10 protein-coding genes and 1 pseudogene are annotated in these 15150 nt (G+C 72.0%); 3 read left to right on the top strand and 8 right to left on the bottom strand.

The features are described 5' to 3' along the window. Nucleotides 1-1096: 1096 nt before the first annotated feature. A pseudogene (locus tag ACRX5S_RS00705) lies at nt 1097-2017 on the top strand (serine/threonine-protein kinase); the annotation flags it as partial. Between the two features lie 812 nt (nt 2018-2829). On the opposite strand, the gene ACRX5S_RS00700 reads toward ACRX5S_RS00705, so the two are convergent. The 8 genes from ACRX5S_RS00700 to ruvC all read right to left on the bottom strand — a co-directional run bounded on the left by ACRX5S_RS00700 (nt 2830) and on the right by ruvC (nt 12683). Then, nucleotides 2830-5535 (bottom strand): RelA/SpoT family protein, encoded by a 2706-nt coding sequence (locus ACRX5S_RS00700; RefSeq protein ID WP_436770676.1) that lies wholly within the window; start codon nt 5533-5535, stop codon nt 2830-2832. 163 nt (nt 5536-5698) lie between these two features. Beyond that, a complete protein-coding gene (locus tag ACRX5S_RS00695; protein ID WP_436770675.1) occupies nt 5699-6235 on the bottom strand; it encodes an adenine phosphoribosyltransferase in 537 nt (178 codons plus the stop codon). 91 nt (nt 6236-6326) lie between these two features. Next, nucleotides 6327-7523 carry a protein translocase subunit SecF gene (gene secF, locus ACRX5S_RS00690; RefSeq protein WP_436770674.1) on the bottom strand — a complete coding sequence of 399 codons (1197 nt, stop codon included), beginning with the start codon at nt 7521-7523 and terminating at the stop codon, nt 6327-6329. Further along, a complete protein-coding gene (secD, locus tag ACRX5S_RS00685; protein ID WP_436770673.1) occupies nt 7523-9466 on the bottom strand; it encodes a protein translocase subunit SecD in 1944 nt (647 codons plus the stop codon). Before secD ends, secF begins: the two co-directional genes overlap by 1 nt. A gap of 151 nt (nt 9467-9617) precedes the next feature. Continuing rightward, nucleotides 9618-10049, bottom strand: coding sequence for a preprotein translocase subunit YajC (yajC, locus tag ACRX5S_RS00680; RefSeq protein WP_436770672.1), 432 nt, complete (start codon nt 10047-10049; stop codon nt 9618-9620). Between the two features lie 139 nt (nt 10050-10188). Further along, nucleotides 10189-11292, bottom strand: a complete 1104-nt coding sequence (gene ruvB / locus ACRX5S_RS00675) for a Holliday junction branch migration DNA helicase RuvB (RefSeq protein WP_436770671.1) — start codon at nt 11290-11292, stop codon at nt 10189-10191. 217 nt (nt 11293-11509) lie between these two features. Next, nucleotides 11510-12130, bottom strand: a complete 621-nt coding sequence (gene ruvA, locus ACRX5S_RS00670; RefSeq protein ID WP_436770670.1) for a Holliday junction branch migration protein RuvA — start codon at nt 12128-12130, stop codon at nt 11510-11512. Between the two features lie 4 nt (nt 12131-12134). Beyond that, nucleotides 12135-12683: a crossover junction endodeoxyribonuclease RuvC gene (gene ruvC, locus ACRX5S_RS00665; protein WP_436770669.1), complete on the bottom strand. Its 549-nt coding sequence runs from the start codon at nt 12681-12683 to the stop codon at nt 12135-12137. Between the two features lie 334 nt (nt 12684-13017). On the opposite strand from ruvC, the gene ACRX5S_RS00660 reads away from it, so the two are divergent. Continuing rightward, nucleotides 13018-13425, top strand: a complete 408-nt coding sequence (locus ACRX5S_RS00660; RefSeq protein ID WP_436770668.1) for a group III truncated hemoglobin — start codon at nt 13018-13020, stop codon at nt 13423-13425. 395 nt (nt 13426-13820) lie between these two features. After that, complete coding sequence (locus ACRX5S_RS00655; protein ID WP_436770667.1) at nt 13821-15098, top strand: mannosyltransferase family protein; 1278 nt, start codon at nt 13821-13823, stop codon at nt 15096-15098. Nucleotides 15099-15150: the final 52 nt, after the last annotated feature.

Below are 15150 nucleotides of genomic sequence, written 5' to 3'. Positions count from 1 at the left end.
CCCCCCCCCCCCCCCGCTTCTGCGTGCACGGCAATTGAGTCGAACGGAACGGCACTTGGAGCCCCGACGGACTGCCGCGCCGGGAACTGCGGTGCACTACCCGGGACTTGCCAGCGCACAAACGTCTCAGTCGTACGACACAACGCGGCAGCGTAGGGGACTTCCCCCGCGCCCCCTGCCGTGATGATCCGCAATGATGTAACGCGTCATCAATCACATCTGCATAGCTGGGACTTCGGGGAGTCATATGTCCGTCGGGGAGCCTTTGGCCGAGTTCGCACGCGAGTTGCGGCGGGTCAGGGGCGAAGCTGCCGTTTCCGACACGGTCGAACTCGCACGGCGCGTCGGCGTCGACGAGGCTGTCCTCACCGCGGCGCTCGGGGGCGTGGTGGTGCCGCCCCTCCAGGTCACGCTGGACTTCGTACGCGAGTGCGGCGGCGACATCGCGGGCTGGGAGGACCGCTGGCGGACGGCGGTTGCCGCGCAACTGTCGGGGGCCACCACGACGGTGACCGCGGTCGACGCCGAGCACAGCGCCGCGAGCACCGCCCCCAACACCTCACCGAATACGCCTGCCGCTCCCCCGCCCCAGCCGTCCGTCGCGCCGCGGGTCGGCCCGCCGCCCCGACCCGCGGGCCCGCCGAACACGCCGCCGACGCCCCCGGCCGTTCCGCCGGCGGTCCCGGCGGCGGCCCCAGCGGCCGCGCCTCCGGCGGTCGGTCCGGCGACGCCGCCGGCCACCCCGGCGCAAGCCGCCCCGCCGCCCGTCCAGCCCGAGACCCCGGCCTCCCGCACCGCGGCGCTCACCCCACCCGCCGCCCCACCACAGCCGCAGGCCCAACCCCAGCCGCGCCCCACCCCCGAAACCGTCGAGGGCCCCGCACTCCCCCGCGCCACGCCGAATCCCCAACCCCCGGCCCCCGCGGGCCCCGTGGCACCGGGCGCGCTCCCCACGGAACCGAACCCCAACCTGGCCGCCGCGCCCGCCCACACCCCCGCGCCCGCCTACACATCGGCCCCCGCACCGGCCTACGCCGCCGCACACGCCGCCCCGCACGCCGCCGGGACCTGGGCCGCCGGCCCCGACCGCGCCGCCCTGCGGCCCCTTGACGCCGACGACCCCCGCAGTGTCGGCGGCTACGTCCTGCGCGCCCGGCTGGGCGCCGGAGGCATGGGCCGCGTCTACCTCTCGGCCACGCCGGGCGGCCGTCCGGTCGCCATCAAGGTGATCCGCGGCGAGTTCGCCGACGACCCCGAGTTCCGGCGCCGGTTCCAGCAGGAAGTGGTCGCCGCGCAGCGCGTGCAGGGCCTCTACACGGCACCGGTGCTCGACTGCGACGCGAGCGCCGCGCAGCCCTGGCTCGCCACCGCCTACATCGCCGGACCGGCCCTCAACGAGGCGGTGCTGCGGCACGGGCCGCTGCCGCCGGAGAGCGTGCTCGTCCTGACCGCGGGCGTCGCCGAGGCCCTCCAGTCCGTGCACGCGGCCGGGATCGTGCACCGGGACCTCAAGCCGTCCAACGTGATCCTCGCCGCCGACGGCCCGCGCGTCATCGACTTCGGCATCGCCCGGGCCGCCGACGCGACGCCGCTCACGCAGACCGGGTTCAGCATCGGCACGCCGTCCTTCATGGCCCCGGAACAGGCCCAGGGACGCCCGGCGGTGGCCGCCACCGACGTGTTCTCGCTCGGCGCGCTCGCGGTGTACGCGGCGACCGGTGTGGGGCCGTTCGGCGAGGGGACCGACACGTCGGTCCTCTACCGCGTGGTGCACGAGGAGCCCGACCTGTCGGCGTGCCCGGCGCGCGTGCGCGAGGTCGTGGCGCGGCTGCTGGCCAAGGACCCGGCCGAGCGTCCGACGCCCGCCCAGGTGATCGAGCTGTGCCGCAGCGCCTCCGGGGACTCGCGCCTGCACGCGGCCGAAGGCTGGCTGCCCGCGACCGTCAAGGCCGAGATCGACCAGCGCGCCGAGGAGGAACCGCCACCGCTGCCGCCGGACCCGACCGCGCGCGCCCCGAAGCGCAGGCGGCGGGCTCTGATCGCGCTGGCCGTGTTCCTGGTGCTGGCCATCGCGGGCGCGGGCACCGCGGTGGCCCTACTGGCCCGGGACGACGACAAGAACGACAAGGCCGACAAGGCCGGGCCCGCCGCGAACACCGGCGGCGTGCCGACGCCCCCGGCCTCCGGGGCGTCCGGAACCGGCGGGAACCGCACAAACTCCCCGACCGGCAAGTCGCCGTCGGGCACGCCCACGGCCTCCTCCACGGCCCGCACGACAGGTTCGCCGACGGGTACCGGCACCGCCGGCTCGGAGGTCACCGCGGGCGGGGTCGCCCCCGGCGAGGTGGTCTCCGAGGTCCGGATGGACGTGCCGGTGAAGTACTGCGTAGCGCTGAAGTACAGCAAGCCCTGGTACAGCGACTACTCGTGCGGTGAGGCGGGCATCAAGTTCCGCGAGGACCGGCTCACCGGCTCGGAGCTGGTGATGCTGCTGCCGGGCGAGAAGATGGACTACCAGACCTGCTCGACGCTGACCCGGTACACCGACGAGTACCCGCTGACCATCGTCAAGCCCGGCACCGTCATCTGCGTGCGCAGCAACGAGCAGAAGCTCGTGGGCGCGGTGCAGGTCATCGCCCTCCCGGACAGCAACAAGCCCAGCCTCTATTGGGTCCTCAAGGTGGTCGCCTGGCGGCAGGACTAGCTCGTGTCTTCAGGGGCTCGTGTCTTCAGAGGCTCGGGAACGGGCGGGCGGCGGCTGGGACACCTCCCGTCCTCCGCCCGTCCGCGCCTGGCGCGTTCTCGCGTACCGCTCGACGCGGCGCGCGGTCAGCCCTGCTGCCGCCCGCTGGTGACGCGGTACGCGTCGAACACGCCCTCGACCCCGCGCACCGCCTTGAGCACGTGTCCCAGGTGCTTGGGGTCGCCCATCTCGAACGTGAAGCGGCTGAGCGCGACGCGGTCGCGGCTGGTGGTCACGGACGCCGACAGGATGTTGACGTGCTGGTCGGACAACACGCGCGTGATGTCCGACAGCAGCCGCGACCGGTCGAGCGCCTGGACCTCTATCGCCACCAGGAACACCGAGGACGCGGTCGGCGCCCACTCGACCTCGACGATCCGCTCGGGCTGCTGCGACAGCGACTCGACGTTGCCGCAGTCCTTGCGGTGCACCGAGACCCCGCTGCCGCGCGTCACGAAGCCGATGATCGGGTCGCCCGGGACCGGCGTGCAGCAGCGCGACAGCTTGACCCAGATGTCCTCGACACCCTTGACGATCACGCCCGGGTCGCCGCTGGCCCGCCGCGAACGCCGGGTCGCGGTCGGTGTGGTGACCTCGGCCAGGTCCTCGGTCGCGCCCTCCTCGCCGCCCAGCGACGCGACCAGGCGCTGCACGATGTGCTGGGCGGAGACCTGCTGTTCGCCGATCGCGGCGTACAGCGCGGAGATGTCCGGGTAGCGCAGCTCGTGGGCCAGCGTCACCAGGGCGTCGCCACTGGTCATCAGGCGCTGCAAGGGCAGGCCCTGCTTGCGCATCGCGCGTGTCAGGGCGTCCTTGCCGTGCTCGATCGCCTCCTCGCGGCGCTCCTTGGAGAACCACTGGCGGATCTTGTTGCGGGCGCGCGGCGACTTGACGAAGCCGAGCCAGTCGCGGCTGGGGGCGGCGTTCTCCGCCTTGGAGGTGAACACCTCGACCAGGTCGCCGTTGTCGAGGCGGCTCTCCAGCGGCACGAGACGGCCGTTCACGCGCGCGCCGATGGTGCGGTGCCCGACATCGGTGTGCACGGCGTACGCGAAGTCGACCGGCGTGGACCCCGCGGGCAACGCGATGACGTCGCCCTTGGGGGTGAAGACGAAGACCTCCTGCGAGGACAGGTCGAACCGCAGCGACTCCAGGAACTCGCCCGGATCGTCGGTCTCCCGCTGCCAGTCCAGGAGTTGGCGCAGCCACGCCATGTCGCCGACCTGGCCGTTGTCCTTCTTGGACGCCTTGGCGTCGGCCGCCGCACGGTTGCCGCCGACCGCCTCGGCCTTGTACTTCCAGTGCGCCGCGATGCCGTACTCGGCGCGCCGGTGCATGTCGAACGTGCGGATCTGGAGCTCGACGGGCTTGCCCTCGGGTCCGATCACCGTCGTGTGCAGCGACTGGTACATGTTGAACTTGGGCATCGCGACGTAGTCCTTGAACCGCCCCGGCACCGGGTTCCACCGCGCGTGGATGGTCCCGAGCGCCGCGTAGCAGTCGCGGACGGAGTCGACGAGCACGCGGATGCCGACCAGGTCGTAGATCTCCGCGAAGTCGCGGCCCCGGACGATCATCTTCTGGTACACGGAGTAGTAGTGCTTCGGTCGGCCCGTGACGGTCGCCTTGATGCGCGAGCCGCGCAGGTCGTTCTGCACCTGCTCGATGACGCCGGACAGGTACTCGTCGCGCTTGGGCGCGCGCTCGGCGACGAGGCGCACGATCTCGTCGTACATCTTGGGGTAGAGGATGGCGAAGGCCAGGTCCTCCAGCTCCCACTTGATGGTGTTCATGCCCAGGCGGTGGGCCAGCGGCGCGTAGATCTCCAGAGTCTCGCGTGCCTTGCGCTCCTGCTTCTCGCGCTTGAGGTAACGCATCGTGCGCATGTTGTGCAGGCGGTCGGCGAGCTTGATGACCAGGACGCGCGGGTCCTTCGCCATCGCGATGACCATCTTGCGCACGGTCTCGGCCTGCGCGGCCTCGCCGAACTTGACCTTGTCGAGCTTGGTGACGCCGTCCACGAGCATGGCGACGGTGTCGCCGAAGTCGCGGCGCAGTGTCTCCAGGCCGTAGTCGGTGTCCTCGACCGTGTCGTGCAGCAGCCCGGCCATCAGGGTCGGCGGGTCCATACCCAGCTCGGCGAGGATCGTGGCGACCGCGAGCGGGTGGGTGATGTACGGGTCGCCGCTCTTGCGCCGCTGCCCGCGGTGCCAGCGCTCCGCGGTCGTGTACGCGCTCTCGATCTGGCGCAGGTCGGCCTTGGGGTCGTTGACCCGCACGATCCGCAGCAGCGGCTCCAGGACCGGGTTGTAGACGCTGCTGCGCTGCACGCCGAGCCGGGCCAGGCGGGCCCGCACCCGGCCGCCGGTGTCGCCGCGCAGCGAGCGCACGCGGTCGCCGGACGTGGCGCGCCGGACCGTCGGCGGGCGTGCGGGAGCGGGCCGGGACTCGGGGCCCGGGGCGCCGGCGGCCGCGGCGCCGTGGTCGGTGCCGACCGTGTCGGTGCGGTCGGGGGACGGCTCCGGGGGCGGTGCCGCGGAGGCGTCGGAAGGCGGCTCCGCGGGGCTGGACGCATCGGCCGACCCGGACGCCGCGGGGGCGTCGGCCGGATCCGGCGCCGCGGAGGCGTCGGCGGGCGCGCCCGTACGGCCCGCCGAAGTGTCCGCGCGGTCGGATCCGTCTCCCGGTGCTTGCCGGTTGGCCCGGTCCGACGCGGCCCGCGAAGGGGCTCGGGACGGGTCCGGTGCGGACTCTCCCGGTGTCGGCGCCACGGGCACGACCTCGTCCGGCAACGGCACTCCTCCCGCCGGTTACTGCTGCGTCGTCTTCCGCGGGCGACCCGCCGGAGTCGGGGCCTGAGGGCTCGGCCGCTCCGCAGTGTCATCGTCGTCGAAAAACCTCACTGGACCTCCATCGTAACGAGAGTGGCCCGGCGCGGGTTCGCGTCCGCGGGTCTCAGATGGTCAGGAAGGACCGCACCGCGGGGTCCGGCAGGAGGCCGTCCAGCTTGGCGCGGCCCGCCAGGAAGCCGAGCTCCAGCAGCACCGACACGCCCGCGACCTCGGCTCCGGTGCGTCGGACCAGTGAGATCGTGGCGGCGACGGTGCCGCCGGTGGCCAGGACGTCGTCGATGACCAGCACGCGTTCGCCGGGGGCGAAGGCGTCCTGGTGGACCTCCAGGGTCGCGGAGCCGTACTCCAGGTCGTAGCTCTCCGCGAAGGTGGCGCACGGCAGTTTTCCCTGCTTGCGGACCGGGACGAATCCGGCGCCGGCCCGGTAGGCGACCGGGGCGGCCAGGATGAAGCCGCGGGCCTCGATGCCGACGACCTTCTGCACGCCGGACTCGGCGCAGTGGTCCGCGAGGGCGTTGACGAGCGCGGTGAAGACCTCGTGGTCGGCGAGCAGCGGTGAGATGTCCTTGAAGACGACGCCGGGCTTCGGCCAGTCGGGCACGTCGCGGATGCGGCTTGCGAGCAGGTCGCTCAGTTCCACGGTTCGGGGGTCCTTTCCCGGACAAAGCGGCGACCGGGTGGCGTGCGGTGCAGCACGAGGGCTGTCCCGTACGCCACCCGGTCTCCGGTGGTCAGTGCTTGCGCTTGCCGCTCGGACGGTTGCGCGAGCGGTTGCGCGTCGGCTGGCGGCGTACGCCTCCCGAACTCGAACCCGAGGTCCGCGGCGTCGACCCGGCGGCGGCCGGCTCGCCGTCGTCGTCATCGTCGTCGCGGTCCTCGTCGGCGTCCGCCCCCGCGGGCGCCGCGGACTTCGCGGCCCCCTCGCCCTCGCCGCGCGCGGCGGCCTTGGCCTGCGCGGCCTGGTGCTGCGCGACCCGCTTGGCGAGCTGGCGCATCTCCGGCGTGCGCTCCTTGAGGTCGGCGAACATCGGCGTGGCGATGAAGATCGACGAGAACGCACCCGCGGCCAGACCCACGAAGAGCGACAGCGCGATGTCCTTGAGCATGCCCGCGCCGAGCAGCCCGCCGCCGACGAACAGCAGCGCACCGACCGGCAGCAGCGCCACCACGGAGGTGTTGATGGACCGGACCAGCGTCTGGTTGAGGCCGCGGTTGGCCGCCTGACTGAAGGTGATCTTGTTCTGCTTGGTGATGCCCCGGGTCGTCTCCTTGACCGTGTCGAACACGACGACGGTGTCGTAGAGCGAATAACCGAGGATCGTCAGCAGGCCGATGACCGTGCCCGGCGTCACCTCGAAGCCGACCAGGGCGTACACGCCGATCGTGATCACGATGTCGTGGATCAGCGCGACGAGTGCCGCCAACGCCATGCGCCACTCGAAGGCGATACTGAGGTAGATCACCACCAGGATCATGAAGATCACCAGGCCCTGGAGGGCCTTCTTGGAGATCTCCTTGCCCCAACTGGGGCCGACCAGCTCGCTGTCGATCTTGTCCGGCGCGACGCCGAGCTTGACGCTCAGCGCCTCCTTGATGTTGTTGAAGTTGCCGGTGTCCTTGCTGGCGATCTGCGCGCGGACCTGGTTGCTGCCGACCTTCTGGACGATCGGCTCGTGCGACCCGGTGAACTCCTCTATGGCGTCGTGCACCTGCGAGACAGAGAGCCCGGGCTTGTTGACCGTGAAGACCGCGCCGCCCTTGAACTCGATGCCCTGCGACAGGCCGCGGCCCAGCAGGCCGGCCACCGCGAGCACCAGGATCAGCGCGGACAGTGCGTACCAGCGCTTCTTCTTGCCGACGAAGTCGTACTCGATCTCGCCGCTGTAGAGCTTGTGGCCGACGCTGCGCAGGCCGGAGAGGCGTGACATCAGGCCTCCTTGGGTTCGACGGTGGGCCGGGGCCGGCGCGTCGCACGGTACGCCAGGGCCCGCTTGGCCCCCAGGCGCGCCGGGTCGAGGCCCGACCACGGGTGGCCGGACGCGAAGAACTTCTTGCGCGCCAGGATCACCATCAACGGCTTGGTGAACAGGAACACCACCACGATGTCGAGGAGCGTGGTGAGGCCGAGCGTGAACGCGAAGCCCTTCACCTTGCCGACCGACACGTAGTACAGGACGGCGGCGGCGAGGAAGGACACGAAGTCGGACACCAGGATGGTGCGCCGGGCACGCGGCCACGCGCGGGCCACGGCGGGTTGCAGCGACTTGCCCTCGCGCACCTCGTCGCGGATGCGTTCGAAGTAGACGATGAACGAGTCGGCGGTGATGCCGATGGCCGCGATGGCGCCGCAGACCGCGGGCAGGTTCAGCGCGAACCCGATGCCGCGGCCGAGCAGGCACATGATCGCGTACGTCAGCAGGCCGGAGATCAGCAGGCTCACGAGGCTCACGACGCCCAGGCCGCGGTAGTACATGATCGAGTACAGGGCCACCAGGACGAGGCCGATCGCGCCGGCGATCAGACCGCCGCGGAGCTGGTCCGAGCCGAGAGCCGCGGAGACCGTGCTGACCTCGCTCTGCTCGAAGGACAGCGGCAGCGCGCCGAACTTGAGGACGTTCGCGAGGGCCTTGGCCTCCTTCTGGCTGAAGTCGCCGGTGATGACCGCCTGGCCGCCGGGCAGCTCCTGGCTGACCGTCGGGGCGACGACCACGGCGCCGTCCAGCTCGACCGCGAAGCGGTTCGTCGGGTACTGGCTGCTCGAAAGCTCACCGGTGATCTTGGTGAACTTGTCGGTGCCGGCTCCGTCGAAGTTGAGCGCGACCTCCCAGCCGCCGACCTGACCGGCGCCCGGGAGCTGGGCCTGCGACGACGAGAGGTCGGTGCCGTCGATCGCGGCGGGACCGAGGATGTACTTCTCGATCGTCTGCGATTCCTTGTTGACGTCCTTGTCGCACGCCACGACCGGCTGGAGGGGGTCGGTGTTGTTGCCGATCCCGCGGTTGGCCGGGTTCGAGCAGTCCAGCGCGTCGAACTTGGCCTGCATCTCGGGCGTCACGCCGTAGGCCGCGAGGTCGGTGTTGGCCTGCGCGGGCGCTTCCGTTATCGGCTGCGTCATGTCGAACGGCGCGGCAGTCGTCGCGGACGGCGACGGCGCCGGGGTGCCCGGCGGGTTCGACGGCGGCGGGGTCTCCTCCTTCAGGTCCGGGATGACCCGGCCCTGCGGCTTCGACGAGGTCGAGGTGCTGGACGCCGGAGTCGCCTTGTTCGACGCGGTGGACGTCGCGGAGCCCGAGGCGGTCGGCTTGCCGGTTCCCGTGGCGGAGCCCGAGGGGGTGCTTGCGGCCGGCGGCGGCGACGAGGCGGCACCCTGGCCCTGCGGCGGGTTGGACGCGGCGGGCGGCGTCGACGCGGGCGGCGTGGTGCCGGGCGCCGGGCTCGTCGGCGGGGGCGTCGCGGGCGTCTCGGTGACCGGCTGCTGCTCGGCCTTCAGCACCGGCCGGAAGAACAGCTTCGCGGTCTGCCCGACCTGCGCGGCGGCTTCCTTCTCGCCCTTCCCCTTGGGGATGTTGATGACGATGTGGTCGCTGCCCTGCGTCTGCACCTCGGCCTCGGACACACCGAACGCGTTGACGCGGTCGCGGATGATCTCCACCGCGGTGTTCATGTTGTCCGGGTTGACGGCGTTCTTGCCCGCGCCCTGGTCGGGCTTGGCCTTCAGCGTCACGCTGGTGCCGCCCGCAAGGTCGATGCCGAGCCGCGGCGTGGTGTCGCCGGTCGCGAACATGATCCCGTAGAGGGCGGCGATGATCACCGTGATGAAGACCAGGGCCCGTCCGGGGTGCCCTCGTGTGCTTGATTTCGGTGCTGCCACCTTCGCCCATCTCCCTGTTGGTGCCGGTCCGGTACGTCGCCGGATCACGGCACAGCGCCCGGACCCGTATCCGGGTGCATCCGTGGCCTGGACATGACTGTATTGCCGACGGCGACCCCATGGGCCGCCGTCATCCCCGCGATTTCAGGAACTACGCGTCCCGGCGCGGTTGTTCGCCGTTGTCACCGTTGGCCGCCCCGCTGCTCGGCTTCTTGCCGAGGTCCACGGAGTCGGCGTCCGTGCCGTCCTGTGCCCCGTCCGTCCCACCCGCCGCGGCGTGGTCGTCCTCGTCCTCGTCGTCATCGTCGTGGTCGCCGTCGTCATCGCCGGTGCTGAGCACCGCGGCGATCGCGCTCTTGAGGTAGCGGCAGTGCACGCCCGGGGCGATCTCCAGGATGACCGAGTCGTCCTCGACCTCCGAGACGGTCGCGAAGAGACCCGCGATGGTACGGACCTCCGACCCGGGGCGCAACGAGTTCTGCGTCTGGGCCGCCTCCTGCTGGCGCTTCTTCGCCGGCTTGATCATGAAGAAATAGATCACGACGAAAATGAGCAGGATGGGCAGAAGGCTGAGGATGTCCACGGCTGGAAACGATTCCTTTCCGGTGCCGCTCGGCGGCTCGGATCATGACGTTGATCAAGGCCGACGTGTGGCCTCGGCGGAGTCTAGACGGACGGATACACAAGGAACAACGATCGCGGCGTCCAGGCGTTCCCGGCCGTCACCCGTTCGCCGCGCCGCCGCCCGATCCGGCCCCGGGACCTTCGTCCCCGAACAATCCCGGCTGGGCGGTACGCCCCGACTGTCCGCTCGCGGTGTTCTGCGGCGGTACGAGACCCAGGTGCGTCCAGGCCGCCGCCGTCGCCACACGCCCGCGCGGGGTGCGCGCCAGCAGACCGCTTCGCACCAGAAACGGCTCGGCCACCTCTTCGACGGTCTCCGTTTCCTCGCCGACCGCGACCGCGAGCGTCGACAGCCCCACCGGGCCGCCGCCGAACAGCGTCACCAGCGCGTGCAGCACCGACCGGTCCAGCCGGTCCAGTCCCGACGCGTCCACCTCGTAGACGTCGAGGGCGAGTGCGGCCACCTCGCGCGTCACCTCGCCGTCCGCGCGCACCTGGGCGTAGTCGCGCACCCGGCGCAGCAGGCGGTTGGCGATGCGCGGCGTACCGCGCGAGCGCCCCGCGATCTCGGCGGCGCCGTCCTCGTGGATGGGGACGTCCAGCAGCCGGGCCGAGCGGTGCAGCACGCGTTCCAGCTCCGCGGGCGCGTAGAAGTCCATGTGTCCGGTGAAGCCGAACCGGTCGCGCAGCGGCGGCGGCAGCAGGCCCGCCCGGGTCGTGGCGCCGACGAGGGTGAAGGGCGGCAGCTCCAGCGGGATGGCCGTGGCGCCGGGGCCCTTGCCGACGATGATGTCGACGCGGAAGTCCTCCATCGCCATGTAGAGCATCTCCTCGGCGGGCCGCGACATGCGGTGGATCTCGTCGAGGAACAACACCTCGCCCTCGGCCAACGAGGACAGGATCGCCGCGAGGTCGCCCGCGTGCTGGATGGCCGGGCCCGAGGTGATGCGGATAGGGACGCCCATCTCCGCCGCGATGATCATCGACAGCGTGGTCTTGCCGAGACCCGGCGGGCCGGACAAAAGGACGTGGTCGGGCGTACCGCCGCGGGCCCTGGCCGCGCGCAGCACCAGCGACAACTGCTCGCGCACGCGTTCCTGGCCGATGAACTCGTCGAGGCTGCGCGGGCGCAGCGCGGCTTCGACGGCCTGGTCCTCGCCGTCCGCCTCGGCGGTGACGAGGCGGTCCCCATCGTGCGTCATGCCGTCTCGCCCCTGAATCCCGTGAGTCCCGTGAAGTCGCCGTGCCTGCCCGGGCGCCATCCTTGCGCACCCGACGGACACTTCGCGCGGCCGTCGTGTGCGGCCCGCGGGCCGATCGGACCACGGGCGCCGAGACCGGCGTGGACGTCCGTGCGGGCACCGACGCAAACGTCGGCACAGATATATCGACTCACCGCCAAGTCCGCGAACATCCCGCTCACCGGCGGTTGAGGCTGCGCAGCGCGGTACGCAGCAGCGCGCCGACGTCCGGCGTCCCGCCCTCGGCGACGACCGCCTCGGCCTCCGGGGCCGCGGCACCGACCGCCTCGTCCGCCTCACGCGTCGCATAGCCGAGACCGACCAGCGCCACGTGCAACTGGTCGCGCCACGACAGTGATACGGGTGCCCCGACGCGGGCCGCCCCGGCCCCGCCGGTCGGCGCGCCGAGCCGGTCCTTCAGCTCGATGAGCAGCTTCTGCGCGCCCTTCTTGCCGATCCCCGGCACGGCGGTGAGCGCCTTCTCGTCGCCGCCCGCCACCGCGGCGCGAAGTGCGTCGGGGCTGTGCACGGCGAGCATCGCCTGCGCGAGGCGCGGGCCCACGCCGCTGGCCGTCTGGAGCAGTTCGAAGGTAGAGCGCTCGTCGTCGTCGGCGAAGCCGTACAACGTCAGCGAGTCCTCGCGCACCACCAGGCTCGTGGCCAGGCGCGCGGGCTCCCCGACGCGCAGTCCGGCGAGGGTGGCGGGGGTGCACAGCACGGCCATGCCGACGCCGCCCACCTCGACGACGGCCAGTTCGGGACCGAGCGCGGCGACGGGGCCGCTGACGAAAGCGATCACGGGGTCATCCTCGCGCACCGCGCGGCAGGCGCGGCGCAGGCGTGCGGGCCGCGGCCACCGCGGCAGCGAGGCGGTTCGTCGCGCCGCCGCGCCAGATGTGGCAGATGGCCAGCGCGACCGCGTCCGCGGCGTCGGCGGGCTTGGGTGGCGAGTCGAGACGCAGGATGCGCGCGACCATCGCGCCGATCTGCGCCTTGTCGGCCCGCCCGCTGCCGGTCACCGCGGCCTTGACCTCACTGGGCGGGTGCAGGGTGACCGGCAGGCCGCGGCGGGCCGCGCAGACGATCGCCACGGCGGACGCCTGTGCGGTGCCCATGACCGTGCGCACGTTGTGCTGGCTGAAGACGCGCTCCACCGCGACGCAGTCCGGCTTGTGCCGGTCGAGCCACTCCTCGATGCCCTGCTCGACTCCCAGCAGGCGCGCGTCGATCGCGGCATCGGCGGGGGTACGCACGACTCCGGCCTCAACCAGCTTCAGCGGCTTGCCGACCCCGCCGTCCACCACCCCGAGCCCGCAGCGCGTCAGCCCCGGGTCCACTCCGAACACCCGCACGCCCACTCCCCTGCCGACTCGCGCGACCACCAAATGCGAACACCTGTTCGCCTGAGAAGGCAGCCTAGCGAAGGACCGGTTCGTCGCGGCGCCGCCACGCCGCATACCCTGGTGGCCATGCCTGCGCAGCCTCGCCACGGCGAGTCCGGGCCCCGCGACTCCGCGGCGCCGCGACCCGACCGGCAGCCTCCCGAGACGTCCCGGCCCGACATCGAGTCGCGCGAGGACATCGTGCGGCTGCTGGAGGACTTCTACGCGGCGGCTTTCNCCCCCCCCCCCCGACCGGCAGCCTCCCGAGACGTCCCGGCCCGACATCGAGTCGCGCGAGGACATCGTGCGGCTGCTGGAGGACTTCTACGCGGCGGCTTTCGCGGACGACATGCTCGGGCACATCTTCGTCGACGTCGCGCGCATGGACCTTGAAGCACATCTGCCGCGCCTGGCCGACTTCTGGGAAGTGACGCTGCTGCGCAGCGGCGAGTACCGGGGCAACGCCCTGGAGCCGCACCGGGTGCTGCACGCGCAATTCCCCCTCACCGCAGAGCATTTCGCGCGCTGGCTGCGGCTGTGGGCGGACGCGGTCGACCGGCGCCACAGCGGGCCGGTCGCGCAGCGGGCCGTCGGGCAGGCGGGCCGGGTCGCCGCCGCGATGCGCAAGCGGCTCCAGATCGCGGACTCCCCCGGCGAGTGGGCCGCCGGTCCCGAAGGGCGTCCCGCGCTGCCGCTGAGCCCGCGCGGCTGACGACCCGCGGCCGCCTGCGGTCAAGCGCGCGCCCGTCTGCGGTCGGCGGCAGCGCAGCCGTCAGCCACAAGCCATCTGTCGTCTGTCGTCTGTCGTCTGTCGTCTGTCGTCTGTCGCAAGCCTGCACGGTGACGTCCCCGGCTTGCGCGGCCGCACGCAACAGCGCGCACCCGCGTGTCCGCGCGGCCTCGTCCGGATAACACGCAGGTGACGGGTGCGTCACCATCGGCATCCGGCGCGCGGTTACGGCTCGGGACCCGGACCGGGGCCGCCACCTGCGGCGCTAGGCTGTGTCCGGTCGATCACGCCCGGCGCGTCCGCGCCCGTGCGGCCCTGGCCGGGCCGCGCCCCAGGGCCCGGCGACCCGAGTACCGCGAGTTTGCAGAAGGGCCCTCATGCCGTCTCCGTCCACCCCGGTCGCCCCGGACGCGGCCAAGCTGCCCGCGGACCCGACCTCCCGGGGCGCCGACCTCAAGGAGCGGGCGAGGGCGGCGGCGGTGGCGACGGGCCGGCGGTTCGTGACGGCGGTACGCCCCGCGCTGCCCGCGATAGTCGGCTACCTGATCGCCCGCGCGGTCAACCTCGTCGTGCTCGGCCTGATGGCGTATGCCGCGAAGAAGCCGTTCTGGTCGATGGTCGGCTCGTGGGACGGCAAGTGGTTCCGGGACATCGCCGACTTCGGCTACGTCGACAAACTGCCGGTGTCGCCCGCAGGGAAGCCGTATTGGGTCAACGTCGAGTTCTTCCCCGGCTACCCGTACCTGGTCCGCCTGGTCTCCAACCTCACCGGCCTCGACAGCCTCAACGCCGGAATGGTGGTCACGTTCGCGTCCGGCGCGGTCGCGGCCTGGGGGCTGTACGCGCTGGGCAGGCACCTGACCGGCAGCCACCGCACCGCCACGATCTTCGCGCTGCTGTGGGCCGTCGCGCCCGGCTCGATGGTGTTGACGATGGTCTACTCCGAGGCGCTGTTCGTGGCCTTCGCCTCGTGGGGCCTGCTGGCGATCGTGAAGCGGCAGTGGACCGCGGCGCTGATCCTGTGCCTGTGCGCGGGCCTGACCCGCAACACCGCGTTCGCGCTCGTCGCGGCGCTCGGCGTGGCGGCGCTCCAGGTGGTGCTGACCAAGCGCGACGACGGCACGCGCGTGGGTCTGCTGGGTCCGGAGGCGCGGCGTCCGGTCATCGCGACCGTGCTCGCGCCGCTGGGCGTGGTCGGGTTCATCGTGTGGGTCGGGTTCATCGGGAAGCGCTGGGACGCCTGGTTCTGGATCCAGGACAAGGCGTTCAACCTGCGGTTCGACTTCGGCATAAGCACCGTGCAGTGGATGAACAAGTACCTGACCCACCTGGGCCGGCCGATCTACGTCGTGTGCACGTTCGTGATCATCCTGTCGGTCGCGCTGATGGCGTGGTCGTTCCGCAACCGCAAGGTCCCGCTGCCCGTGCACGTGTACGGGGGGCTGGTCATGTTCCTCGCGCTGACCACCAGCAACGGCTGGTTCTTCCAGTCCAAGCCGCGCTTCATGCTCCCCGCGTTCACCATCGCGCTGCCGCTGGCGGCGCTGATGGCCCGCTGGCCGCGCAAGGTCGCCGGCGTCGTGCTGGTGGCCGGGGCGGCCTTCTCCGGGTGGTACGTGAGCTACCTCGTGTACGTGGTCAACACCAACCCCTGAGGCAGTCCGAGAAGCACACACGCGAAGGGGCCGACCGCGCAATCGCGGTCGG

It is taken from the genome of Yinghuangia sp. YIM S09857, from assembly GCF_051388915.1.
In the GTDB taxonomy this organism is placed as follows: Bacteria; Actinomycetota; Actinomycetes; order Streptomycetales; family Streptomycetaceae; genus Yinghuangia.
The sequence above is the reverse complement of the archived record's forward strand: the minus strand, read 5'-3'. Positions and strand labels throughout refer to the sequence as shown.

Bases quoted from the DNA above. Each gene is read 5' to 3' on its own strand.
- ACRX5S_RS00655 (WP_436770667.1), top strand. From the start codon at position 13,821: ATGCCGTCTCCGTCCACCCCGGTCGCCCCGGACGCGGCCAAGCTGCCC.
- ruvB (WP_436770671.1), bottom strand. From the start codon at position 11,292: ATGACGCACGATGGGGACCGCCTCGTCACCGCCGAGGCGGACGGCGAG.
- secF (WP_436770674.1), bottom strand. From the start codon at position 7,523: ATGTCACGCCTCTCCGGCCTGCGCAGCGTCGGCCACAAGCTCTACAGC.